This is a genomic window from Algibacter sp. Ld11, from assembly GCF_045066735.1.
GTDB lineage: Bacteria > Bacteroidota > Bacteroidia > Flavobacteriales > Flavobacteriaceae > Algibacter.
Genome location: NZ_JBISHH010000025.1, coordinates 304621 through 326532 on the forward strand (window position 1 = coordinate 304621; position 21912 = coordinate 326532).

Genomic DNA, 21912 nt, shown 5'->3' on the forward strand with positions numbered 1-21912 from the left:
CTATAATTAGATTAGTGTATTAAAGAATGAAAAAGAAGGTGTTTGTGTTTTTTCCCGATGGTGTTGGTGTACGAAACTTCGCTTTTACTGATTTTAAAGCGGTTGGAGAACAGATGGGGTTTGATATTACCTATTGGAACAATACTGTTTTTTCTTTAAAAGACAATTTAGGCTTTAAGGAGGTTAAAATAGATAACCATCAGATACACCCATTAACACCTATATATTCTCGTGCTAGAAAGCGAGCCGAATTAAATGTGTCTAGAGACAAGTTTAATGATGACGTCTATCCAACGTATAAGTTTCCGTTTAGCTATAAAGGGGTTAAAAACACATTTAAAAGTGTGTATACTAAACTATTGATAGGCTTATACTCTTCAGAAAAAGGCATTGAAAAACTACGACATAAAATAGATGATTTAGAGCGTAAAAATCCTAAATATGCCTATTGTAAAGCACAATTAGAATTACATAATCCAGATTTAATTTTCTGTACTACGCAGCGTGCCACACAATCTATTAGTGCCTTATTAGCCGCTAAAGATTTAGGGATTCCTACAGTTGCTTTTGTGTATTCTTGGGATAATGTTCCCAAGGCAATGCAGGTCGTTAATACAGATTATTATTGTGTTTGGAGCGACCACATGAAGCGCGAAGTGTTACAATATTATCCTTTTGTAAAAGAGTCTCAAGTATTTGTCACAGGGACGCCACAATTTGAACCACATTATGATACTAGCTTAAAACAAAGTCGAGCAGACTTTTTTAAACACTATAATTTAGACGTTAATAAAAAATATATTTGTTATTCTGGAGATGACGAAACCACGTCGCCTTTAGATCAATATTATTTAGAAGATTTAGCAAATGCTGTTAGACGTCTAAATGCAAAAGGTGAAAATCTTGGCATTATTTACAGAAAGTGTCCTGTAGATTTTACAGATAGATACAATGCAGTAATTGAAGATAATAAAGATATTATTGAAGTTTTAAACCCTATATGGAAACAAGTAGGGAGTCAGTGGAATCAGGTGTTACCTGCAAAAGAAGATTTTAAAATGTTGTATAATGTTTGCGAGCATTCGGAGTTTGTCACTAACGTCTGTTCTTCAACTGTTTTTGATTTTGTAGCTCACGATAAACCATGTATTTATTATAATTATGAGCAACCACAACTTAAAAAGGGTATTAGAGATATAGGGCAAAATTACAAGTACGTACACTTTAGGAGTATGCCAAGTCCTGAAGCAGCTGTATTTTGTACCGATAAGAACGACTTAGAAGCCCTAGTCAAACAAATTTTAGATGGACAATTATCTAATGTTGAAGAAGGGAAAAAATGGTATGAGGTTATTGTTGGTGAAAGGCCTACAAAAGCTTCTGAAAATATTTGGAAAGTACTCAAACAAATTTCATAATGCACATAGCTTATATTACTTCCGAATATCCTCACCCAAAGGTTACGCATGCTGCAGGTATAGCTACAAGTATTAAAAATCTTGCAGAAACTTTAGTGCAAAAAGGAATTAGTGTTACGGTTTTTGTCTATCATCAAAAAGAGGATGCTGTTATTAATGATGAAGGTGTAACGATTCATTTAATAGCTAAAAAAAAGTATAGATTATTGTCGTGGTATTTTTACAGAAAACAACTTCAAAATTATGTTAATGCTATAACTGTAAAAGAAAACATTACCCTTGTAGAAGCTCCAGATTGGACTGGTATCACAGCTTTTATGCGATTAAAAGTACCATTAGTAATACGCTTTCATGGTAGTGATGCTTATTTTTGTAAATTGGATAAAAGGCGACAAAAATTTAAAAATTTTATTTTTGAAAAAAAAGCTTTGAAGTCTGCTTCCGCTTATATTGCACCAACAACATTTGCAGGGGAAGAGACTGCTAAGATTTTTGGTTTAAACCGAAAGAAAATAAAAACTATTCATTATGGTTTGCAATTAAATCAATTTAATAATGAGACTCCAGAGAATTATGAGCCGCAAACACTATTATATATAGGGACGATTATACGAAAAAAGGGAGTTTTAGAATTAGCAGAAATTTTTAATAAAATTGTAGAAAAAAGACCACAGATTCAGCTTAAATTGATCGGTGGAGACTCTGGAGATATACAAACAGGAAGTGCTTCGACCTATGCCTTAATGCAGGTCATATTTTCAGATCAGGCCAGAGCTAATGTTAGTTATCTGGGTAAAATACCTTATGCTGAGGTGCAAGGTCATATGAAAAAAGCGCATGTGTGTACCTTTCCAAGTTTTGCAGAAACCTTAGGTATGGTGACTATAGAGAGCATGGCCTTGCAAAAACCAGTCGTTAATACTAGTATTGGTTGGGCCAAAGAGTTAATTGATGATGGTGTTAATGGATATTTAGTACATCCTTCAAATATTGAACTGTTTAGTCAACGCATATTACACCTTTTTAATGACCAAGACTTCTGTTTGAAAATAGGAAGCGCAGCAAGAGAAAAAGTAGAAACTACTTTTGATATTAATACTATTGCGGAAACTAATATAGCATACTATAAAACAGTTATTGAATGATAATTTTAGTCCATGAGAACAACAAAGTCGTAGCACTTTTAAATGCTGGTTTAGAGCCAATGGATGTGTCTCTTGATAAACATATTGCCACTGCTTTGATCGCTGTGGCAAAACAATTTCCAGAGACCCTAATTATTTGGTGCCACAAAGCTTTTGTAAATAGTCTTAATACTGATCTTTTACATTACATTTTTCATCATAAACGGATATTGGCTAGTTATAATCCATCCGAGTTAAATTACTTACCAAATCAAATAGGATATGTCGATCGAGAATTTTACTTAAAAATAAATAAAACAGTAAGTTATCCTACTTGGGTAACAAGTAGTAATATTGGAGGTGTAAATTCTAGTGTTATTAATTCTTTAGTAAATCAGTTGAATCCTAAAGTAAGCTTCGATTATTTTTTAATTTCCTTAGCCAAGCGAGCTATGGTCAATGGTTTGTTCTGTTACTCAGAACCTAAATTGTTAAAAACAAATACTTCGGTGTTGATTGAAACGCCAAAGGCTTCAACATCCGATTTGTTTCTATTTGTGAAACAACATTATAAATGGGTTTGGGTGTTTTTTTTATCAATGTGTTATTTTGTGTATGAAAAGAAAATAGTGCTATTTCCTTTGCTAAAAAGTTTATTTTTTAAACGGTTGTCACAAGATTTAAATTTAGAAGGAGTAGTCGTAGAATCTACTAAATTAATTCTTGAAAAGAAAGCGATAGATGTGATTATCCCAACGATAGGGAGAAAAGAATATTTATATGATGTTTTAAAAGATTTAGCCTCACAAACGCTGTTGCCTAAAAATGTTATTATAGTTGAACAAAACACTTTGTCAGGATCCGTATCTGAATTATTTTATTTAAAGACTGAAGATTGGCCATTTACTATAAAACATACCTTTACACATCAACCTGGTGTCGTTAATGCCCGTAATATTGCGTTGTCTGAAGTGCAAAGTGAATGGGTGTTTTTTGCAGATGATGATATTAGATTTGATAAATATTTATTAGAACACTCTTTTAAAACTATTAATCAATTTGGGATTTCTATTTTAAATTATTTATGCTTGTTGCCTAATCAAAAGCAAGTTTTTTTTAGATTGCAACAAACCAGTATTTTTGGCTCGGGTTGTAGTCTTGTAAAAAGAGAAGCTTTAAAAGCTACAGTGTTTAATAGTGCATTTGAGTTTGGTTTTGGAGAGGATAGTGATTTTGGAATGCAATTAAGAAATAAAGGATATGACGTTATTTTTGTACCGCATATAAAAATTACGCATTTAAAAGCACCAATTGGTGGTTATCGTACTATAATTAAACAACGCTGGGCTGACGATGCTATTCAGCCTAAACCATCACCAACCATACAATTGTTATATCAAACCTATTTTACAGACCATCAATTATTAGGTTATAAATTATTGTTAGGTTTACGCAGTTATAAACATAGTGCTATTAAAAATCCGATGACTTATATTAAACATTTTAATAAACAATGGCAGCGTAGTCAATTTTGGAGTCATCAATTAAATTAAAAGGGAGATGAATATAAGAAAATCTTTTAGCCGTATCGTATTAAGGTATAATACCATTAAAGCACACCCTTTAACAAAAGACGCTTCTTTAAAGGGATTATATCGTTATCTTATTTTTAATTTATCTCAAGCCATAAAAAAAAGGCCACAAGTTTATGATTGGATAAATGGATTACAATTTTATGCTGAAAAAGGAGATGCAGGTATTGTTGGTAATATTTATTATAAGTTAATGGATTATGAAGATTCGATGTTTTTATTGGATCATTTAAAAAAAGAGGACTTATTTGTTGATATTGGTGCTAATTTGGGGCATTATACTTTACTAGCCAGTGGGGTTTGTCAATCCAAAACAGTCGCTATTGAACCTATAGTATCCACATTAATAAAATTAAAAAACAATATAGTACTTAATAATTTAGAGGAAAAGGTATCTGTATTGGCTATGGGAGTAGGGGATGCAAAGGAAACTCTTAATTTTACCACCAATAATACTGTGATGAATACCGTTTCTTTGACAGAAAACAGTAATACAGTTAAGATTGAAGTTGATACTTTAGATTTTATTTTGGAAAGCCAACACCCTTCTTTTATAAAAATTGACGTGGAAGGTTATGAGTATAAAGTGCTTAAAGGGGCCACTCATGTTTTACAACAACCTCAGTTAAAATTTTTGTTAGTAGAATTTAATAATTCTGGAGCTAAATTTAATTTGAAAGATGAAGATGTTTTTGAGTTAATTACTCAAAACGGATTTAAGCCTATAAGATATAATCCAATTTCAAAAGAAATAAGAACTATTAAAAGTTATAATAGAGATAAGTTTAATACCTTGTTTATTCGGTAAATCTAATGCTTAAACTATACACAAATAAAGAGTTTTTAACAGAAACGTATCGACGTCAAGTCTTTCCGTTGTTGTTTGATTTGGTGTTTTTAAAGAACAAAACTCTTTTAGAGCATTATACAATAGTGAATACTGTTGCCGATGCAGATATTGTTGTATTTCCTGTTGATTATGCCGTGTTTTTAAAACAAAACACCGTATTTCTAAGTTTATTAAAAGCAGCAAAACAACATCAAAAAGCAATATGGATTTATACCGCAGGAGACTATGGGTTTACTAATTATATAAACAATAGTTATACCTTTAGATTAGGTGGTTTTAATAGTAAATTGAACAGGAATACGTTTATTTTACCTTCTTTTATTAATGATCCCTATTCTTCATTTTTACCACAAGGGTTTTCAGTTTTAGAAAAAGAAAGAAAACCAAGTATTGGATTTGTAGGACATGCACAATCTGGGGTTATAAAGTATTTAAAAGAATATAGTAATCATTTAAAATATCTGGTTAAACGGAAAACTAATCTGTTGCTCGCGGATCGCCAGCTGTTTTATCCTTCCAGTGTTAAACGGGCCAATTATTTACAGCGTTTAACATTACATGACGACTTAGACGCGACATTTATTTTGAGGCAGAAATACCGTGCAGGCTCTCATTCTAAATTAACACAACAAGAAAGCTCGCAGCAGTTTTTCGATACCATTTTTAATACAGCTTATACGTTTTGTATTAGAGGCGTAGGTAATTTCTCTGTTCGATTTTATGAAACCTTAGCAGTTGGTCGTATTCCTATTTTGTTAAATACAGATTGCCGATTACCGTTAAGTACGGAAATAGATTGGACTAAACATTGTGTTATTATTGACCATAATAATAAGGATACTGTAGCGGATCAAATTTTAGCATTTCATAATAATTTAACAGATGCTGAGTTTGAAAACATACAACACTCAAATCGTGAGTTATGGTTAAACACGTTAAGACGTGATGTTTATTTTATAAAAATAGGGAGACAATTTAAAACAAAAAGACAATAATGAGTCAGTCGTTTTCATTAATAATTTGTACATACATGCGATCCAAAGTGATTGTCAAGTTGTTGAAGTCCGTTGCAATACAGACCTTATATCCTGATGAGATATTAATTATTGATGGTTCTACAAACAAGGATACCGAAATTGTTTTAAAAAATAAGGCGTTTAAAAATTTGGGTTATTATAAAGTTGAGGCAGAAGATAGAGGCTTGACTAAACAGCGTAATATTGGGATTAGTAAAGTTAATAAGGCGTCTGAAATTGTTTGTTTTTTAGATGACGATGTGGTTTTAGAACCAGATTATTTTGAAATGGTAATTGCTGCTTTTAAATCAGATTCAAATATTGTAGGCGTAGGTGGTATTGCTATCAATGAATATCGATGGTTGCCAAAAGCAGCAGGATTCAACTATTCTAAGAAGCGATTTTATACTTTAGGAAGTTATGTAATTAAAGAAAGTATAAGAAATGTGGCTCGTAATTATTTAGGATTACAATCTCATGAAAAACCCGGTGTAATGCCTTATTTTTCACATGGAAGAACTTACAATTACCCTTTAACGGGCCAAATTTATGAAGTTGATTTGTTAGTAGGGATGTCGTTTAGCTTCAAAAGAGCACTCTTTGATAAGATTAAATTTTCCACTTATTTTGAAGGTTATGGTTTATATGAAGATGCAGATTTTAGTCTTAGAGCTTTGCAATATGGTAAAAATGTAATTTCGACAAAAGCGAAATTATCACATTACCATGACGCTTCTGGTCGGCCAAATCAATATAATTACGGTAAAATGGTGGTTAGAAATGGGTGGTATGTTTGGCGTGTTAAGTATCCTAACCCTAGTTTAAAAGCACGTTTTAAATTCCACGCTACCGTTTTACTACTCTTATCTATTAGAGCTACTAATATTATAACTTCTAAAGATCGAGTCAAAGCACTAACTGAAACTTTAGGACGTCAAGTAGGATGGATTTCCCTTATATTTAACAAGCCTAAACACCAATAATTGTTTTGAGTTTAAAGTCAGATTTTATAAAATATAAAAAGTATAGCGGGAATAAATCGGTATTTTTACTGTTATTAACACAACAAGGCTTGTGGGCTTTAGCAGTGTATAGGCTATCAAATACAATATATCGAAGTTCTATTTTTGGACCACTAAAAAAACTATTGCTAGGTTTTGCAGTAATACATCAAAAATGGATAGAAATAGTAACTGGTATTAGTATTCCGTATACCGTAACTGTTGGGAAGCAGTTTTACATTGGGCATTTTGGTGGTATTATTATAAACGCCAACGTTGTTATTGGAGATAATTGTAATATCTCGCAAGGCGTGACTATTGGGGTTAGTGGACGAGGTGATACTCGTGGGGTTCCAACGCTTGGAAATAATGTATATATTGGTGCCAATGCAGTTATTGTTGGACCAATAATAATTGGGGATAATTGCGTTATTGCAGCTAATACGTTAGTCACAAAATCTATGGACGCTAATGCTATTGCGGTTGGTGTTCCAGGCGTTATCATTAATCATAAGGGCTCTAAAGATTATATATAATGAAGTTTTTAGTCGTTACAAATGCACCAACCTTAAAAGAAGATCATAGTTATCAAGCATATACGCCGTATGTCAGAGAAATGGATATTTGGAGTGCTAATGTCTCAGAGTTTAGAATAATTTCGCCCACACAATACAATCAAAAATTATTAAAGTCCTCATTTAAAAAGCAACCCACGGTAACTTCAATACCGAGTTTAAATTTTTCGAATGTTTTATCAGCCTTACTAAGTGTGTTTTATTTGCCGATAATTGTGTTTCGTTTGTTTAAAGCCATGTTGTGGGCAGATCATATCCATTTAAGATGTCCTGGGAACATTGGTTTAATCGGTTGTTTTGTGCAACTGTTTTTCCCAAAGAAACTAAAGACAGCAAAATATGCAGGTAACTGGGCTCCAAATGCAAAACAACCTTTAAGTTATCGTCTTCAAAAAACGATTTTGAGTAGTACAAAATGGACAAAAAAGATGACTGTTTTAGTTTATGGAGATTGGCCCAATCAAACTAAAAATATTAAATCATTTTTTACAGCAACGTACAATGATCAAGATCGTTTAGTACCTGTTATTCGAGACTATACAAAAGCATTAGAATTTGTGTTTGTTGGAAGTTTAGTAACTGGTAAACGTCCTTTGTTAGCTATTCAAATTGTAGCGCAATTATTAAGCTTAGGTTTTAAATGTAACTTACAAGTGTTTGGAGATGGTGTTTTAAAACCGAAATTGCAACATTACATAGATGATAAACAACTAAGGAAGCATATTGTTTTGCATGGTAATAAAACTAGTGAAACCGTAAAGACAGCTTTACAGTCTGCTCATTTTATAATATTAGCTTCTAAGTCCGAAGGTTGGCCTAAAGCCTTGGCTGAAGCTATGTTTTTTGGAGTTATACCAATCGCAACGTCCATATCATGTGTGCCAAATATGTTAGACTATGGTAACCGTGGTATGCTTATAGCTCCTAATGTGGAGGACGCAGTTTCTAAAATAGTCTTAGCTTTAGGAGCTAATCAAGCGTTAGTAACAATGTCTAAATTAGCGTCGGGCTGGTCACAACGGTATACTTTAAATGTATTTGAAAGTGAAATTAAAAAACTATTAAAGGTTTAGAATGAAAGTATTGCAACTTATAGATAGTTTAGAAGCAGGAGGAGCAGAACGTGTTGCTGTCAACTACGCTAATGGTTTGTTTGATTATGTAGACGGTAGTTATTTGTGTGCGACTAGAGCAGAAGGTCTTTTAAAATCTAGTGTAAACAATGCGGTTGGTTATTTGTTTTTAAATAAAAAAGCGATTATAGATGTTACGGCGATTTGGAGGTTACATCGTTTTATAAAAAAAGAAGGCATAACAGTAATACATGCACATTCTTCGTCTTATTTTTTGTCTACGCTGATTACTATTTTAAATCCTAAATTGAAATTAGTGTGGCATGATCACTATGGTAAAAGTGAGTTTTTAGAGCAACGTCCCAAACGTATTCTGCAATACTGCTCTAAATATTTTGATCACATATTTAGTGTTAATTCCAAATTAAAAGATTGGGCTTCATCACAATTAAAAGCAAAAACAGTTAGTTATTTGCCTAATTATGCTGTGGTTGGAGATACAGTATTGTCTACACGATTAAAAGGCACAGATGGTAAGCGCATTGTTTGTTTGGCAAATTTAAGACCACAAAAGGATCATTTAAATTTACTTGAAGCATTTAAATTAGTAGCTAAAAACAATCCAGATTGGACACTGCATTTGATTGGTAAGGATTTTGAGGATGATTATTCTAAGCAAGTGTTTGAATATATTAAAAGCGAGGAATTAGAGGGGAATGTTTTTTTTTATGGGCGTTGTGCAGATGTTTCTGCAATACTATTAGCTTGCAATATTGGTGTTTTATCGTCTCAGTCAGAAGGCTTACCTTTGGCTTTATTAGAATATGGTTTGGCTAAATTAGCAGTTGTAGCCACTCATGTAGGCGAGTGTAATCAAATTATTAAAAATGAAAATACGGGTCTATTAGTTAATGCTGAAGACAGTAAAGCTTTGAGTGATGCTATTATAAATATTATAGAGGACCTTGATTTAAGAAACTCGTATGCTATAGAGTTAACACAATTAATTAAAACTGATTTTTCTGAGACAACAACACTACAGGCAATTGTAAATACATATTCTCGATTATAATATAAATGCAAAAAAAATATTTAAAACTATTAGTAATACATGTTTTGTTAGGGGCTTTAATATACCTGTCAAGACCTTTAGGTAACCTGTATTTTTACGGAATTTTTATTTATTTTTTAATTAGAATTATTAGTGCCAAAAAGCAATTAAAAACATTTGAGATTATAAGAGCTAGTGCTTATTTTATAGGGGCTGAGGTTATTTTACGAATGACTAATAGTGGACCTTTTTACGAGGCTAGCAAATATATGGTTATAGTTTTTTCTGTTTTTGGTTTGTTCTATAATGGGTTTAATAAAAAAGCTACACCTTATTTATTGTATATATGTCTTATGATTCCGAGTATTTATGTCTCTTTGTATCTCTTGGAAGTTGATCAGAACATTAGAAAGGCAATTGCTTTTAACTTAAGTGGGCCAGTTACTTTAGGTGTTTCAGCTTTGTTTTGTTTTGGATTAAAAGTTACAAGAAAACAACTAGAGGGGATAGTTAATTTTATCTTATTTCCTTTAGTAAGTACACTTGTTTATGTTTTTATGTATAATCCAGATGTATCTGCAGTATCAACGGGTACGGGGTCAAACTTTGCGGCTTCTGGAGGATTTGGACCTAATCAAATGGCAACTGTTTTAGGTTTAGGTTTTTTTTTAATGACGGTTCGTTTTTTTTATTTTAGCAAAAGTAAAATTTTTCGATATTTAGATTTGATATTTGTATTGTTATTTGCTTTTAGAGCTATTGTTACTTTTAGTCGGGGAGGTGTGTTTACTGCTATTCTTATGATTGTTGCGTTTATATTCATTCTATACAAAGTGATGGATAAAAAACATAAACGTAAAATGCGTATATCTATAATGATGTTCTTAATAATAGGCATTGTTACATGGGGTATTTCTGCAGTGCAAACAAATGGAATGATTGAAAAACGTTATGCCAATGAAAATGCTTCAGGACAAGAAAAAAGTGATATAACAACAGGCAGGGGGAGTTTATTTTTATTAGAATTTGAAGAGTTTATAGATAATCCGTTTTTGGGTATTGGGGTTGGTAGAGCCAAAGAAATTAGATTTCAAAAAACCGGCATTCATGCGGCCTCTCATAATGAAGTAAGTCGTATTGTTGCAGAACACGGTTTGTTTGGGGTTTTTGCATTTTTAGTATTGCTATTGGTTCCATTATTTTTTAGAATAGGTGACCGAAGTAATGTGTTGTTTTATTCTTTTTATCTATTTTGGCTACTTACTATAAATCATTCAGCTATGCGTATTGCGGCGCCTGCATTTATTTATGCTTTAAGTTTATTACATATTGTTGATGAAAAACATCCTCTACATAGGAAACAAATTATCGAAAAAAGGTAAAACAGAATCTACAATCGATACTTTAGAAACTGGACTGAAAAGTTTGGGATTTCATGTTGTTTCAGTTTCAAGTTACAAATCGATTACACTTCGTTTTATAGATATGCTTTGGGCTGTAGTTAGATACAGAAAAACAGTCGATTATGTATTAATAGATACTTACAGTACATTAAATTTTTATTATGCCTATGCTGTTAGTCAATTATGTAGATTTTTTAAATTAAGGTATATTCCCATACTTCACGGAGGCGAGCTACCCAAACGCTTGATTAAATCTCCTAAATTATCTCAAGCCATATTTAAGCCTGCGTTTAAAAACGTAGCACCTTCTTTGTATTTAAAATCACATTTTGAAGCTAGTGGTTACCTTAATTTAGTTTATATACCCAACTCTATTAAAATTGAAGATTATAAATTTCAAAATAAACGCTATGAATCAATTAAATTATTGTGGGTGCGTTCATTTTCCGAAATTTACAATCCGTCGTTAGCGATTCATATTTTTAAAGCTTTAAAAAATGAAAACATTGATGTGGAGCTGTGCATGGTAGGTCCAGAAAAAGATGGTAGTTTGGCAAGTGCTAAGCAGCTTGCTCAATCATTAAATTTAGATGTTGAGTTTACCGGCTTACTGTCTAAAAAAGAATGGCATGTAAAAGCCGAAGATTTCAATATATTTATAAACACAACTACTATTGATAATACACCTGTAAGCGTTATAGAAGCTATGGCCTTAGGTTTACCTGTAGTATCTACCCATGTTGGAGGCATGCCTTTTTTAATTGAAAATAATAAAGACGGTATCCTTGTGGAATCTAATAATATTGAAGCTTTTGTGTTGAGTATAAAACAATTAGCTTCAAATACTAATAGAACTCAATGTATTGCAGACAAAGCAAGGGAAAAAGTTGAAAATTATGCTTGGGAAAAAATTAAGCACCAATGGTATAATCTCTTAAGTTAAATAAGGGCAGTCTATTTAACTTTTATATCTTTACCGCTCTCTAACTAGTGCAAAATATGTTTAAAAGTAGCATCCATTTTGATATTTCAGAACGAAAAGTCCTTTTACGGATTGTGGATGTGCTTTCGGTACTTGTAACTCTTTATGCAGTTAGCAATTTTTTCGATTTTAATTATTTTATTATTAATAAAGAAAATTGGAAGTGGGTACTAGTCCTTATTCTTTACATGTCTATATTCGGAACTATTTTTGAACTTTACGATTTACAAAAGTCTAGTAAGCTAGATAAAACCTTTGCAAATATTGTTTTTGCATCATCTATCACAGTGCTGTTTTATTTTTTAACACCGCGCTTAACACCCGTTTTACCAGATAATAGGCTACAGATTTTATATTTTTATTGCTCTATAATTTTTGCTTTACTCTTATGGCGTTGGATTTACGTAACTTTCATTACGTCGCCACGATTTCATAAAAAAGCCTTAATTGTTGGTGAGATTTCCAGTATTCAATCTATAGTAGAAGCTTTTAAAAATTCCGATCCTAATTATAAAATTATTGGTTTCATTAACTGTGAAATAAAGAAAACGGAAGGTATTAAATATACGGGAGCAAAAGAGTTTAGACCAAATGAAATCCATAAGGTTATTAAGGATGAAAATATATCAGAGATTGTGATTGCAAGCTACAACTCTGAGTCCATAACACCTGAAATCTATCGTGATTTAATTACATTACTAGAAAGTGGTTTTCCAATAAAAGAATATACGCAAGCTTATGAAGAAATGACACAGCGCGTGCCTGTGCAGTTTGTTGGTAAAGATTTTTATAAATACTTTCCATTTAGCCGTAGCAATCATAATAAGTTGTATTTGTTTTTTAGAAGAATTTTTGACATTTCAATTTCAATTATAGGTTTAACTGTTAGTTTGGTTTTTCTTCCTTTAATTTTTATTGGAAATTTAATAGGAAACAAAGGCGCTCTTTTCTATACTCAAAAGCGAATAGGAAAAAATGGTAGAACTTTTCAGATTATAAAATACAGAAGCATGGTTGAAGATGCTGAAAAAAATGGAGCAGTTTGGGCTCAAAAAAATGACTCTAGAATTACGCCGTTTGGGAAGTTTTTAAGACATTCCAGATTAGATGAAATTCCTCAGTTTATCAATATTTTAAAAGGAGAAATGAGTTTAATTGGGCCAAGACCAGAACGCCCACGTTTTGTTTCAGAACTGTCTGAAGTGTTACCGTTTTATGAAACACGACATATTGTAAAACCAGGACTTACCGGCTGGGCACAAGTGAAAACGAGATATGGAAGTTCTGTAGATGATAGTTTATTAAAACTTCAATACGATTTATATTATATCAAACATCGTAGTTTTTTCTTAGATATTAACATTTTAGTAAAAACAATAAGCACCATGATATTTTTTAGAGGTCAGTAGTCTATACAAACCCTTAAAAGAATGGTTTTATCCCTTTAGTTAAATTGTTTCACCAAATATATATATCGAATAAATAGCGCTATTAAAAGCGGGATAATTCCAATAGCAAAAACTTGAACACCAATAAGCCAATGCAAAGTAAGTAAGCATAGCATAATTACTAATAGTTTTAAATATTTACCAAACCAAGCGCTTGGTGCGTTTTTAAAAAATTGGCCAATAACAAAAATGTTTAAAACAAAAGCCCAAAGTAGATTGTAGTTTTGGTGTGTTCCCGTATGGTCTGTAGCAAACCAAAGGAGTAAAATAACGATACCAATAAAGCCTGTAAGGACAAATAAACTTATATCTAACCAGTTACTTCGTTTATCGTTTTTATAATCTTTATAGGTTATAAAAATAATAAAACACGCAATAAGGCTAATTATAAATATCGGACTCGTTAAAAACGAAGTCGACACATATTTTTCTTTCTTATTAAATAAAATATGGTTTTGGGATACTAGAGGTCTATTATCAGTTCCAATAGTTGCAACCTCAAAAAAGCGATAGATGTTTTCTGGTAAAAACATGTGTTCTTCAGGAGTGGCTTGTCTATCAATTACAGAGCCTAAGGCCAAATCGATACCAAAACTACCCCATGTGTTTTTATCTACATTTTGGTAAATTAATGCTCTAAAAGTAGCATCTTCAAAATCTTTTGGCTTATTAAAAGTTATGCTATTATTTACCGAAGTATTTGCAACTTCTTTTATTTTAGTAGCGCAATTGTCAAAAAAGAACTCGTAAAGATAGCCTCGGTTTTCTGGTTTGTAGTTATTAATTAGAAAGTCGTAAAGCTTTTGTTTTTCAACTTGAGATAAATTTAAAACTTGAGCCTTTATACTTCTGTTAAAATAAATATAGTTTTGATAAAATTTATTGAATTCCGATTTGCTTATCAGGTAATCCAATTTTCCTTGTGCAAATTTTAAATAAAAGTTAGGTGAGTCAAAATCATATTGACCATAACCATAAACCACATCTAATCCGCGAGAAACATCTTTTATTCTAAAGGCACTATGGCCAAAGGCATCATTTAATTCGGTTCCAGGACCAACGGTAAGTACACTTATTTCTGCATTTTCAGACAATAGATGCTCTTGCGCTTGTATGGTTTCAAACGATAATAAAAGTATAAATAGAAAATATATGTTTTTCATAAATAGTGAAATTATCTAAAAATGCTTAAATCAATTTTTAAAGAAAACACATTAGAATAAAGGGCTACACTTTGGTCGCCAATATCAGTAAAAGCATAATCTACCTGAATGCCGTTGTATTTAAAACCTACACCAAAACTAGGTTGAAAGCTTAATTGCTCGGTATTATCAAGCTGTAATTCATTTTGAAAATTTCCCATTCCGGCGCGTAAGTAAACCATATCAATATAGCCAAATTCAAATCCTAAGGCAGGATTGATACTAGCGACAGATGTTGAAATAATATCATTATTTTCCTCAAATCTAACGTTTAGATTAACAGCAGTTAATAGCGTGTAGTCGTAATTAAAATCGACAAGTTTAGAAACTCCAATTTGTAATTTAGGAATAGTAATTTCGGTAGTTTCAGGTAATTCTTGGTTTTGTCCTTCAACAGCATTTTGCACGGTTGCAAATTCTTCTTCATCAATGGCCCAAGCATTAAACGTTGTGGTAATATCGCGAGCCATAACACCAAATTTCCAATCGTTTTCGGTTTCAAACTGAACACCTAAATCGAATCCAAAACCCCATGAAGATGCAAAATCGCCAATAACACGACGGATTACTTTAGCATTTATACCATAATTTAAGCCTTGTACAGGCAATGCTCTAGCATAAGAAAAGGTTAATCCATAATCTGCTGTGGAGAATAAGCTAATTCTGTCGTAGTTAATATTTCCTTGATCGTCAATAAGTTGTGTTGTATTCAAAATGTCATCAACAGCAAAACGTATTAATGAGATTCCAATAGCGCTTCTATCATCTAAGGGCATGGCATAGGCCGCATAATCGTAATTTGCAATATTCGCAAAGTAGCTTGAGTGCATTAATGAAAGCTGATTGTCTTCTAATTTTAAAAGTCCTGCCGGATTCCAATACCCAGAATTAACATCGTTAGAATGCGAAGTAACGGCGTTACTCATCCCTAATGCTGCGGCATCTACACCAATATTCATAAATTCGTTCGAGTATTTTCTAGCCGTTTGGCTAAATACCGAAATAGAAATTATAAAAAATAAAGTGCTCAGGTTAAGTTTCAATAGAATTTTTTTTTACAAAGATGCACATAATACCGTTTTAATCATAAAAATTCAAATTGAAACTTCAACTTATTTAACATCTAAGTGTATTATATTTAAGAGTATAAACTTGAATTTGCTATAGATATTGTTTTAGACGAAATTTGTTTGCTATTTTTACAAAATTAAAAGACTAAATATGAAGAGACACATACCTAATGCTATTACACTTTTGAATTTACTGAGTGGTTGTATAGCTGTTATTTTGGCTGTAAATGATGATTTTGTTGCGGCTGCATTATTTGTGTTTTTAGGTATATTTTTCGATTTCTTTGATGGTTTTGCCGCAAGAAAACTAAATGTATCTAGCCCTTTGGGTTTACAGTTAGATTCTTTGGCCGATATGGTAACAAGTGGTTTAGTCCCTGGAATTATTATGTACAAACTATTGATGTTATCTACAGGTGATTTTGTTGATTACGCGGAAGCTTCGCATTGGCAAGAACATTCAGGTTGGATAAGTACAAAATTACAGATTTTACCATTATTGGGGCTTTTAATTACTTTAGGCTCGGCATATAGATTAGCAAAATTTAATATAGATGAAGATCAGCAAACCTATTTTAAAGGCTTACCAACACCTGCAAATGCCCTTTTAATATTATCGCTACCTCTTATCATGGAGTTTCAAAATAACGACCTTATAAATACTATTATTCTAAATCAATGGTTTTTAATAGGGCTTACTTTGTTAAGTTGCTATATATTAAATGCCGATATAAAATTATTTGCCTTAAAATTCAAAAATTATGGTTTTAAGGACAATATTACGCGCTATATTTTTCTAATTTTGTGCGTGGTACTTTTAATTGTTTTACAATTTGCTGCTATACCTTTAATAATAATTCTTTATATACTTTTATCTGTTATAGATAATTTAAACTCCAAATAATTTACCAATGTTAGAAAACATTTTTACTCTGTTAATGCTAGTTCTATTACAAGCCGTTTTAGGATTTGATAATTTATTATACATTTCTTTAGAAAGTAAAAAAGCTCCAGAAAGCGACCAAAAACGAGTACGTAAAGTTGGTATTTTAATCGCTATAGTCTTGAGAATTGTGCTTCTGTTTGTTTTAGTTTCTATTATTGGGTTTTTTAAAGAGCCTTTTTCTTTTTTAACAGGTGGGATCGAAGATATTCTTCATTTTGCATTTAATGGACACAGTATTATTGTTTTAGCTGGTGGCGGATTTATAATTTACACGGCTATTAAGGAAATCTGGCATATGATTTCTAATCATGATTTAGAGCATGATGTGGAAGGTGGTGACGGTAAGCGTTTAAAATCTGCTAATGCCGTTATTACTAGTATTGTAATTATGAATTTAGTTTTTTCTTTCGATTCAATTTTAGCCGCTATTGGACTTACAAGTCATTTAGAAAATAGTACTACAGCATTCATTATTATGGCCATCGCCATTGTAGCAAGTGGATTACTTATGCTTGTTCTTGCCGATAAAATTTCCTCATTCTTGGCCAAGAATCGTATGTACGAAGTGTTAGGTTTGTTTATACTTTTTATAGTTGGTATCATGCTCGTTACCGAAGGTGGTCACTTAGCTCACATTAATATATTCGGTGAAAATATTGAGCCAATGAGCAAAACAACGTTCTATTTTGTATTAGCTGTTTTGGTTATTGTAGATGTAGTACAAGGGCGTTACCAAAAGAAATTAATAAAAGAACAAGCAGCTAAAAATAAATAATTTACCAATATGCAAAATATTTCATTTCCATTAAATTTTAAGTTTAACATTTCAACTTTTGCTAACGATTTTGTTGCAACCGATGCTTCTGGAGCTACCGTTGCATATGTTAGGCAAAAAATGTTTAAGCTTAAAGAAGACATTCTTATTTACAGCGACGAGAATAAAACGCAAGTCAATTATAGAATACAAGCCGATAGATGGATCGATTTTTCTGCTGCTTATAGTTTTAAGGATGCATCTGGTAATGAGCTTGGCAAAATAGCAAGAAAAGGTTGGCGATCGATTTGGAAAGCGAAATATGAGCTTATTGATCAAAATCAAAAAATGCAATACCATATTCGTGAAGATAATGCGTGGGTAAAAGTATTTGATTCTATGTTTGGTGAAATTCCTATTCTAGGGATGTTTACGGGTTATTTTTTTAACCCAAGTTATAGTGTTTCAGATTTGAATGGTAAACCTATAGTTAAGCTTAAAAAAGAAGGTTCTTTTTTTGGTAGAAAATTTAGTGTGTCTAAATTACAAGAAATTGATAAAGACGATGAATACCGTATTCTTTTAGGTTTAATGATGATGGTATTATTAGAAAGAAGAAAAGGATAATCGCGGTTCTGTATTTCTATTAGGTCGATAACGGTTTGTGGTATATTGATTTTTTAAACTGATTTTGTTTTCAAAATTATGAAAGTCAATTTTTCACAGAAAAAGAGATTAAATCAGCATATTATAATTTCTAGAGTTAAAAACAAACCGAAAATTATAATTGGAGGTAATGCTGATAAGACAATTGAGTAAAAATTATAATAGTTAATTTGTTCTATATCTCCTTTGTTTTCGACCCAAAAACCATCACTTAATTGATGTCGAAATGTCTGAAATGGTGTTTTTCTAAATACTTTTTGAAAAAAGTATGCTGTGCCCTTTGCTAGATTTAAAGTGATGAATGGCGAAGATGTAAGTAAGATACATTGAAAACGGCATAAGTGATTCCAATCCAATACCTCCATTAAAACACCAATTAAAAGAAGTGCAGAAGTTAGTTTTAAATAATTTGTGTAGTATCTTGTTTGCTTTAAATCTTCGGTAGTAGATATTATAAAAACAGAGAATAGCTGAATGAATATAATTAAGATGAAGAAATAAACTTCAGAAAGCGTCATCATATTACAACTGTGTTCTATTAAAAAGCAATAATATTCAATAAATGAAAAAACAATATGTTTTACTTACTCGCGAATCTTTTTTCTTCGCAACTCAAAGTTTTGACCAAGATAAACCTTACGCACCATTTCATCACTAGCTAATTCTTCTGGTTCACCAGCTTTAAGGATGCTACCTTCAAACATTAAGTATGTTCTATCGGTAATGGCTAGTGTTTCTTGCACGTTGTGGTCGGTAATTAAAATACCAATATTCTTTTTAGTAAGTTGTGCTACAATACGCTGAATATCTTCTACAGCCACAGGATCTACACCGGCAAAAGGTTCATCGAGTAGAATAAAACTAGGGTCGGTTGCTAAAGCACGAGCAATCTCTGTTCTACGGCGTTCACCACCAGACAATAAATCGCCACGAGATTTTCTAATATGCCCCAAACCAAACTCATCAATAAGCGATTCCATTTTATGAACTTGCTCTTTTTTACTTAATTTGGTAAGTTGTAATACACTTAAAATATTATCTTCAATAGATAGTTTTCTAAAAACCGAAGCTTCTTGAGCCAAGTAACCAATACCATTTTGTGCACGCTTGTACATTGGGTAGTTGGTAATCTCTTTATTATCAAGAAAGATATGACCACCGTTAGGTTTTACTAAACCAACAATCATGTAAAAAGATGTCGTTTTTCCAGCTCCATTTGGACCAAGAAGTCCAACAATTTCACCTTGGTTAACTTCAAGAGAAATATCTTTTACAACTTTTCGTCCGCTATAGGACTTCATTAAATTTTCGGCTTTTAGAATCATATCTTTATAATGAACGTTAAAAATAGTGAAATCATATACACTTTTTTAACAGTTGTTGGTTTTTTATGTTTTTATTGGGTTTTGCTATCTTCTTCCAAAGCATCCCAAAACTCATAAGCACGTCTTAAATGCGGTATTACTATAGTTCCGCCTACTAAGGTTGCAATACCTAATGCTTCTACGACTTCTTCTTTTTTTAGTCCAATTTTATAACTGGTTTCTAAGTGATATTTTACACAATCGTCGCAGCGTAAAACAGTAGAAGCTACTAAACCAAGTAACTCTTTTGTTTTTACATCTAGAGCTCCTTCCGCGAAAGCGTTAGTATCTAAATTAAAAATACGCTTTATAATTTTATTGTTATCACCTAAAATTTTATCGTTCATTTTAGAACGGTAATCGTTGAATTCTTTAACTGACTCTGACATTTTTTTTCTCTTTTCGTTTTTGATTTCTAATCACTATTTTAGAAATAGTGATACTTACTTGGTACAAAATTATTATTGGAATAGCCACAATAACTTGACTGGCAATATCTGGAGGCGTAATAATTGCAGATAAAATTAATACAATTACCATGGCATACTTTCGATAAGTTTTTAAGAATTCTGGAGTAACCAAACCTATTTTTGTTAGAAAATAAATAATGATTGGTAACTCGAAAATTAATCCTGAAGCTAATGCCGAAGCACGAACTAAGGCAATATAAGAGCTAATATCTATTTGGTTATCTACCATCGATGATATGCTGTAGTTTGCCAAGAAATTAATCGATAACGGCGTGATAATGTAATAACCAAAAAGTACACCGATAAAGAATAGGAGTGAGCAAATAATGATAAAACCACGTGAATGCTTCCGTTCTTCTTTATGTAAACCAGGACTAATAAAACTCCATAATTGGTAAATTACATAAGGAAATGAAATTATGAAACCACCCAAAATAGCCGTCCAAATATCGGCAGAAAATTGCCCTGCCATGGTACGGTTTTGAAGTATTAAAGGAATTTTATCTGCGCAAAATGTTGTAGTAACATCAAGAAATTGAGCCGCTTTACATAGAAAGTCGTAAGTGGGGAAATCCATGTGCAGTGGCGCAAAAATAATTTCGTCGAAAATAAAACGACTAAAAATATATGCCAACGTGGCCACAATCATTACAGCCGAGCAAATTCTAATTAAGTGCCAGCGTAAATCTTCAAGATGGTCTAAAAAAGACATCTCATTAATATCCTTTTTTGCCATTATATAATACCTTCTTTTATTAAATCGTGTAAGTGAACCACACCTGCATATTTGCCCTCGTTTTCAACTAAAAGTTGCGAAATATCGTTGGCTTCCATAATCTCTAAAGCCTCGATAGCCATGGCGTTTGCCTGAATACGTTTAGGGTTGGCCCCCATAATATCTTTAGCTTTAAGTTTAGAGAAATCGTCTACTTTGGTAAGCATTCTACGTAAATCACCATCGGTAATTATACCTGTAATTTCGTTATTTTCTACCACAGCAGTAACCCCTAGCATTTTTGCTGTAATTTCTACTATAACCTCTTTAATACTCGCATCGCCATTAACGGCTGGTTTTTCGTTGGTAGAAGAAATATCTTCTACTCTTAAATACAGTTTTTTACCTAAGGCTCCACCAGGATGATATTTTGCAAAATCTGAGCTAGAAAATCCGCGTAAATTTAATAAGCAAACTGCAAGCGCATCACCAATTACTAATTGTGCTGTTGTGCTTGTTGTTGGTGCTAAATTATTTGGGCAAGCTTCTTTTTCTACGTATGCATTTAAAATATAATCAGCATGTTGTGCTAAAAAAGAGTTTGTGTTTCCGGTAATAGCAATCATTGTATTATTAGCACGCTTTATTAGCGGAATAATAACTTTTATTTCTGGAGTATTACCACTTTTCGATAAACAGATTACTACATCATCATTTAAAATTAAACCCAAATCGCCATGTATGGCATCGGCCGCATGCATAAAAATAGCGGGCGTTCCAGTAGAGTTTAAAGTGGCTACTATTTTATTACCAATAATGGCACTTTTGCCAATACCAGTAATAATAACACGACCTTTGGAATTATATATTAGATTTACAGCAGCTGCAAAATCTTCTGTAACCAAGCTCGATAAGTTTAAAATGGCTTTACTTTCCATTTCAATTGTTTGCTTAGCAGTTTCAATAATAGAATTTTCTGTACTCAAAATTTATTATTTTTTATAGTTGAAGCATTAAAGATTTTATTATCTTTAAACTTAATAACCAAAATTAATTTTATTTTAACTTGTTTTTTTCGTTGCAAAACTAACGAAAAAAAGATTGAGACTCTCTAAATACACGATGAAATTGATAGCAATTAATAGGCTTTGTGTGTTTACAATTTACAGGTGAAAAATAATTTATACAATTC

Annotated in this window: 22 protein-coding genes; 15 read left to right on the forward strand and 7 right to left on the reverse strand. The window is 32.0% G+C overall.

Annotation, left to right across the window (positions count from 1 at the left end; genetic code table 11):
• Positions 1–26 precede the first annotated feature (26 nt).
• Genes ACJJV4_RS14965 through ACJJV4_RS15020 form a run of 12 tightly spaced genes read left to right on the forward strand, consistent with a single transcriptional unit; the run spans position 27 to position 13494 of the window.
• Complete coding sequence (locus ACJJV4_RS14965; protein WP_405295874.1) at positions 27–1418, forward strand: CDP-glycerol glycerophosphotransferase family protein; 1392 nt, start codon at positions 27–29, stop codon at positions 1416–1418.
• Positions 1418–2563, forward strand: a complete 1146-nt coding sequence (locus ACJJV4_RS14970) for a glycosyltransferase family 4 protein (RefSeq protein ID WP_405295876.1) — start codon at positions 1418–1420, stop codon at positions 2561–2563. The genes ACJJV4_RS14965 and ACJJV4_RS14970 overlap by 1 nt, the downstream gene beginning before the upstream one ends.
• Positions 2560–4095, forward strand: a complete 1536-nt coding sequence (locus ACJJV4_RS14975; protein ID WP_405295878.1) for a glycosyltransferase family 2 protein — start codon at positions 2560–2562, stop codon at positions 4093–4095. The genes ACJJV4_RS14970 and ACJJV4_RS14975 overlap by 4 nt, the downstream gene beginning before the upstream one ends.
• A 7-nt stretch (positions 4096–4102) precedes the next feature.
• Positions 4103–4942 carry an FkbM family methyltransferase gene (locus ACJJV4_RS14980; protein ID WP_405295880.1) on the forward strand — a complete coding sequence of 280 codons (840 nt, stop codon included), beginning with the start codon at positions 4103–4105 and terminating at the stop codon, positions 4940–4942.
• A gap of 5 nt (positions 4943–4947) precedes the next feature.
• Positions 4948–5979, forward strand: a complete 1032-nt coding sequence (locus tag ACJJV4_RS14985) for an exostosin family protein (protein WP_405295882.1) — start codon at positions 4948–4950, stop codon at positions 5977–5979.
• Positions 5979–6983 carry a glycosyltransferase family 2 protein gene (locus ACJJV4_RS14990; RefSeq protein ID WP_405295884.1) on the forward strand — a complete coding sequence of 335 codons (1005 nt, stop codon included), beginning with the start codon at positions 5979–5981 and terminating at the stop codon, positions 6981–6983. The genes ACJJV4_RS14985 and ACJJV4_RS14990 overlap by 1 nt, the downstream gene beginning before the upstream one ends.
• Before the next feature lie 5 nt (positions 6984–6988).
• Positions 6989–7537 (forward strand): serine O-acetyltransferase, encoded by a 549-nt coding sequence (locus ACJJV4_RS14995; RefSeq protein WP_405295886.1) that lies wholly within the window; start codon positions 6989–6991, stop codon positions 7535–7537.
• Positions 7537–8649, forward strand: a complete 1113-nt coding sequence (locus ACJJV4_RS15000) for a glycosyltransferase family 4 protein (protein ID WP_405295888.1) — start codon at positions 7537–7539, stop codon at positions 8647–8649. Before ACJJV4_RS14995 ends, ACJJV4_RS15000 begins: the two co-directional genes overlap by 1 nt.
• Before the next feature lies 1 nt (position 8650).
• Complete coding sequence (locus ACJJV4_RS15005) at positions 8651–9721, forward strand: glycosyltransferase (protein ID WP_405295890.1); 1071 nt, start codon at positions 8651–8653, stop codon at positions 9719–9721.
• 5 nt (positions 9722–9726) lie between these two features.
• Positions 9727–11082, forward strand: a complete 1356-nt coding sequence (locus tag ACJJV4_RS15010; RefSeq protein WP_405295892.1) for an O-antigen ligase family protein — start codon at positions 9727–9729, stop codon at positions 11080–11082.
• On the forward strand, positions 11036–12046 hold the full coding sequence (locus tag ACJJV4_RS15015) for a glycosyltransferase family 4 protein (RefSeq protein ID WP_405295894.1): 1011 nt from the start codon (positions 11036–11038) through the stop codon (positions 12044–12046). Before ACJJV4_RS15010 ends, ACJJV4_RS15015 begins: the two co-directional genes overlap by 47 nt.
• Before the next feature lie 56 nt (positions 12047–12102).
• Complete coding sequence (locus tag ACJJV4_RS15020; protein ID WP_405295896.1) at positions 12103–13494, forward strand: sugar transferase; 1392 nt, start codon at positions 12103–12105, stop codon at positions 13492–13494.
• Positions 13495–13529: 35 nt separating this feature from the next.
• Here the strand turns inward: ACJJV4_RS15020 and ACJJV4_RS15025 are convergent, their stop codons facing one another.
• Both ACJJV4_RS15025 and ACJJV4_RS15030 read right to left on the reverse strand, forming a co-directional pair.
• Positions 13530–14696 carry a DUF4105 domain-containing protein gene (locus tag ACJJV4_RS15025; RefSeq protein ID WP_405295898.1) on the reverse strand — a complete coding sequence of 389 codons (1167 nt, stop codon included), beginning with the start codon at positions 14694–14696 and terminating at the stop codon, positions 13530–13532.
• Positions 14697–14707: 11 nt separating this feature from the next.
• Positions 14708–15778, reverse strand: coding sequence for a PorV/PorQ family protein (locus ACJJV4_RS15030; RefSeq protein WP_405295900.1), 1071 nt, complete (start codon positions 15776–15778; stop codon positions 14708–14710).
• Between the two features lie 178 nt (positions 15779–15956).
• Between ACJJV4_RS15030 and ACJJV4_RS15035 the strand changes: the two genes are divergently transcribed.
• Genes ACJJV4_RS15035 through ACJJV4_RS15045 form a run of 3 tightly spaced genes read left to right on the forward strand, consistent with a single transcriptional unit; the run spans position 15957 to position 18132 of the window.
• Positions 15957–16709 carry a CDP-alcohol phosphatidyltransferase family protein gene (locus ACJJV4_RS15035; protein WP_405295902.1) on the forward strand — a complete coding sequence of 251 codons (753 nt, stop codon included), beginning with the start codon at positions 15957–15959 and terminating at the stop codon, positions 16707–16709.
• Between the two features lie 7 nt (positions 16710–16716).
• A complete protein-coding gene (locus ACJJV4_RS15040; RefSeq protein WP_405295904.1) occupies positions 16717–17526 on the forward strand; it encodes a TerC family protein in 810 nt (269 codons plus the stop codon).
• A 9-nt stretch (positions 17527–17535) separates the two neighbouring features.
• On the forward strand, positions 17536–18132 hold the full coding sequence (locus ACJJV4_RS15045; protein ID WP_405295906.1) for a hypothetical protein: 597 nt from the start codon (positions 17536–17538) through the stop codon (positions 18130–18132).
• A 113-nt stretch (positions 18133–18245) separates the two neighbouring features.
• Here ACJJV4_RS15045 and ACJJV4_RS15050 read toward each other — a convergent pair whose 3' ends face one another.
• From ACJJV4_RS15050 to ACJJV4_RS15070, 5 genes are all read right to left on the reverse strand, one after another.
• The gene (locus tag ACJJV4_RS15050; protein WP_405295908.1) at positions 18246–18692 is read right to left on the reverse strand and encodes a hypothetical protein; all 447 of its coding nucleotides are present in this window, start codon (positions 18690–18692) and stop codon (positions 18246–18248) included.
• 63 nt (positions 18693–18755) lie between these two features.
• Positions 18756–19496, reverse strand: a complete 741-nt coding sequence (gene lptB / locus ACJJV4_RS15055) for an LPS export ABC transporter ATP-binding protein (protein WP_042503199.1) — start codon at positions 19494–19496, stop codon at positions 18756–18758.
• Positions 19497–19567: 71 nt separating this feature from the next.
• Positions 19568–19924 carry a carboxymuconolactone decarboxylase family protein gene (locus ACJJV4_RS15060; RefSeq protein WP_074938235.1) on the reverse strand — a complete coding sequence of 119 codons (357 nt, stop codon included), beginning with the start codon at positions 19922–19924 and terminating at the stop codon, positions 19568–19570.
• Positions 19908–20741, reverse strand: a complete 834-nt coding sequence (tatC, locus tag ACJJV4_RS15065) for a twin-arginine translocase subunit TatC (protein ID WP_042503198.1) — start codon at positions 20739–20741, stop codon at positions 19908–19910. The genes ACJJV4_RS15060 and tatC overlap by 17 nt, the downstream gene beginning before the upstream one ends.
• The gene (locus ACJJV4_RS15070; protein WP_405295911.1) at positions 20741–21706 is read right to left on the reverse strand and encodes an SIS domain-containing protein; all 966 of its coding nucleotides are present in this window, start codon (positions 21704–21706) and stop codon (positions 20741–20743) included. Before ACJJV4_RS15070 ends, tatC begins: the two co-directional genes overlap by 1 nt.
• Positions 21707–21912: the final 206 nt, after the last annotated feature.

Bases quoted from the DNA above. Each gene is read 5' to 3' on its own strand.
- ACJJV4_RS14990 (WP_405295884.1), top strand. From the start codon at position 5,979: ATGAGTCAGTCGTTTTCATTAATAATTTGTACATACATGCGATCCAAA.
- ACJJV4_RS15020 (WP_405295896.1), top strand. From the start codon at position 12,103: ATGTTTAAAAGTAGCATCCATTTTGATATTTCAGAACGAAAAGTCCTT.
- ACJJV4_RS14970 (WP_405295876.1), top strand. From the start codon at position 1,418: ATGCACATAGCTTATATTACTTCCGAATATCCTCACCCAAAGGTTACG.
- ACJJV4_RS15050 (WP_405295908.1), bottom strand. From the start codon at position 18,692: ATGATGACGCTTTCTGAAGTTTATTTCTTCATCTTAATTATATTCATT.
- ACJJV4_RS14980 (WP_405295880.1), top strand. From the start codon at position 4,103: ATGAATATAAGAAAATCTTTTAGCCGTATCGTATTAAGGTATAATACC.
- ACJJV4_RS14965 (WP_405295874.1), top strand. From the start codon at position 27: ATGAAAAAGAAGGTGTTTGTGTTTTTTCCCGATGGTGTTGGTGTACGA.
- ACJJV4_RS14985 (WP_405295882.1), top strand. From the start codon at position 4,948: ATGCTTAAACTATACACAAATAAAGAGTTTTTAACAGAAACGTATCGA.
- ACJJV4_RS15010 (WP_405295892.1), top strand. From the start codon at position 9,727: ATGCAAAAAAAATATTTAAAACTATTAGTAATACATGTTTTGTTAGGG.
- ACJJV4_RS15035 (WP_405295902.1), top strand. From the start codon at position 15,957: ATGAAGAGACACATACCTAATGCTATTACACTTTTGAATTTACTGAGT.
- ACJJV4_RS15000 (WP_405295888.1), top strand. From the start codon at position 7,537: ATGAAGTTTTTAGTCGTTACAAATGCACCAACCTTAAAAGAAGATCAT.
- lptB (WP_042503199.1), bottom strand. From the start codon at position 19,496: ATGATTCTAAAAGCCGAAAATTTAATGAAGTCCTATAGCGGACGAAAA.
- ACJJV4_RS15045 (WP_405295906.1), top strand. From the start codon at position 17,536: ATGCAAAATATTTCATTTCCATTAAATTTTAAGTTTAACATTTCAACT.
- ACJJV4_RS14975 (WP_405295878.1), top strand. From the start codon at position 2,560: ATGATAATTTTAGTCCATGAGAACAACAAAGTCGTAGCACTTTTAAAT.
- ACJJV4_RS15025 (WP_405295898.1), bottom strand. From the start codon at position 14,696: ATGAAAAACATATATTTTCTATTTATACTTTTATTATCGTTTGAAACC.
- ACJJV4_RS15015 (WP_405295894.1), top strand. From the start codon at position 11,036: ATGAAAAACATCCTCTACATAGGAAACAAATTATCGAAAAAAGGTAAA.
- ACJJV4_RS15060 (WP_074938235.1), bottom strand. From the start codon at position 19,924: ATGTCAGAGTCAGTTAAAGAATTCAACGATTACCGTTCTAAAATGAAC.
- ACJJV4_RS15005 (WP_405295890.1), top strand. From the start codon at position 8,651: ATGAAAGTATTGCAACTTATAGATAGTTTAGAAGCAGGAGGAGCAGAA.
- ACJJV4_RS15040 (WP_405295904.1), top strand. From the start codon at position 16,717: ATGTTAGAAAACATTTTTACTCTGTTAATGCTAGTTCTATTACAAGCC.
- tatC (WP_042503198.1), bottom strand. From the start codon at position 20,741: ATGGCAAAAAAGGATATTAATGAGATGTCTTTTTTAGACCATCTTGAA.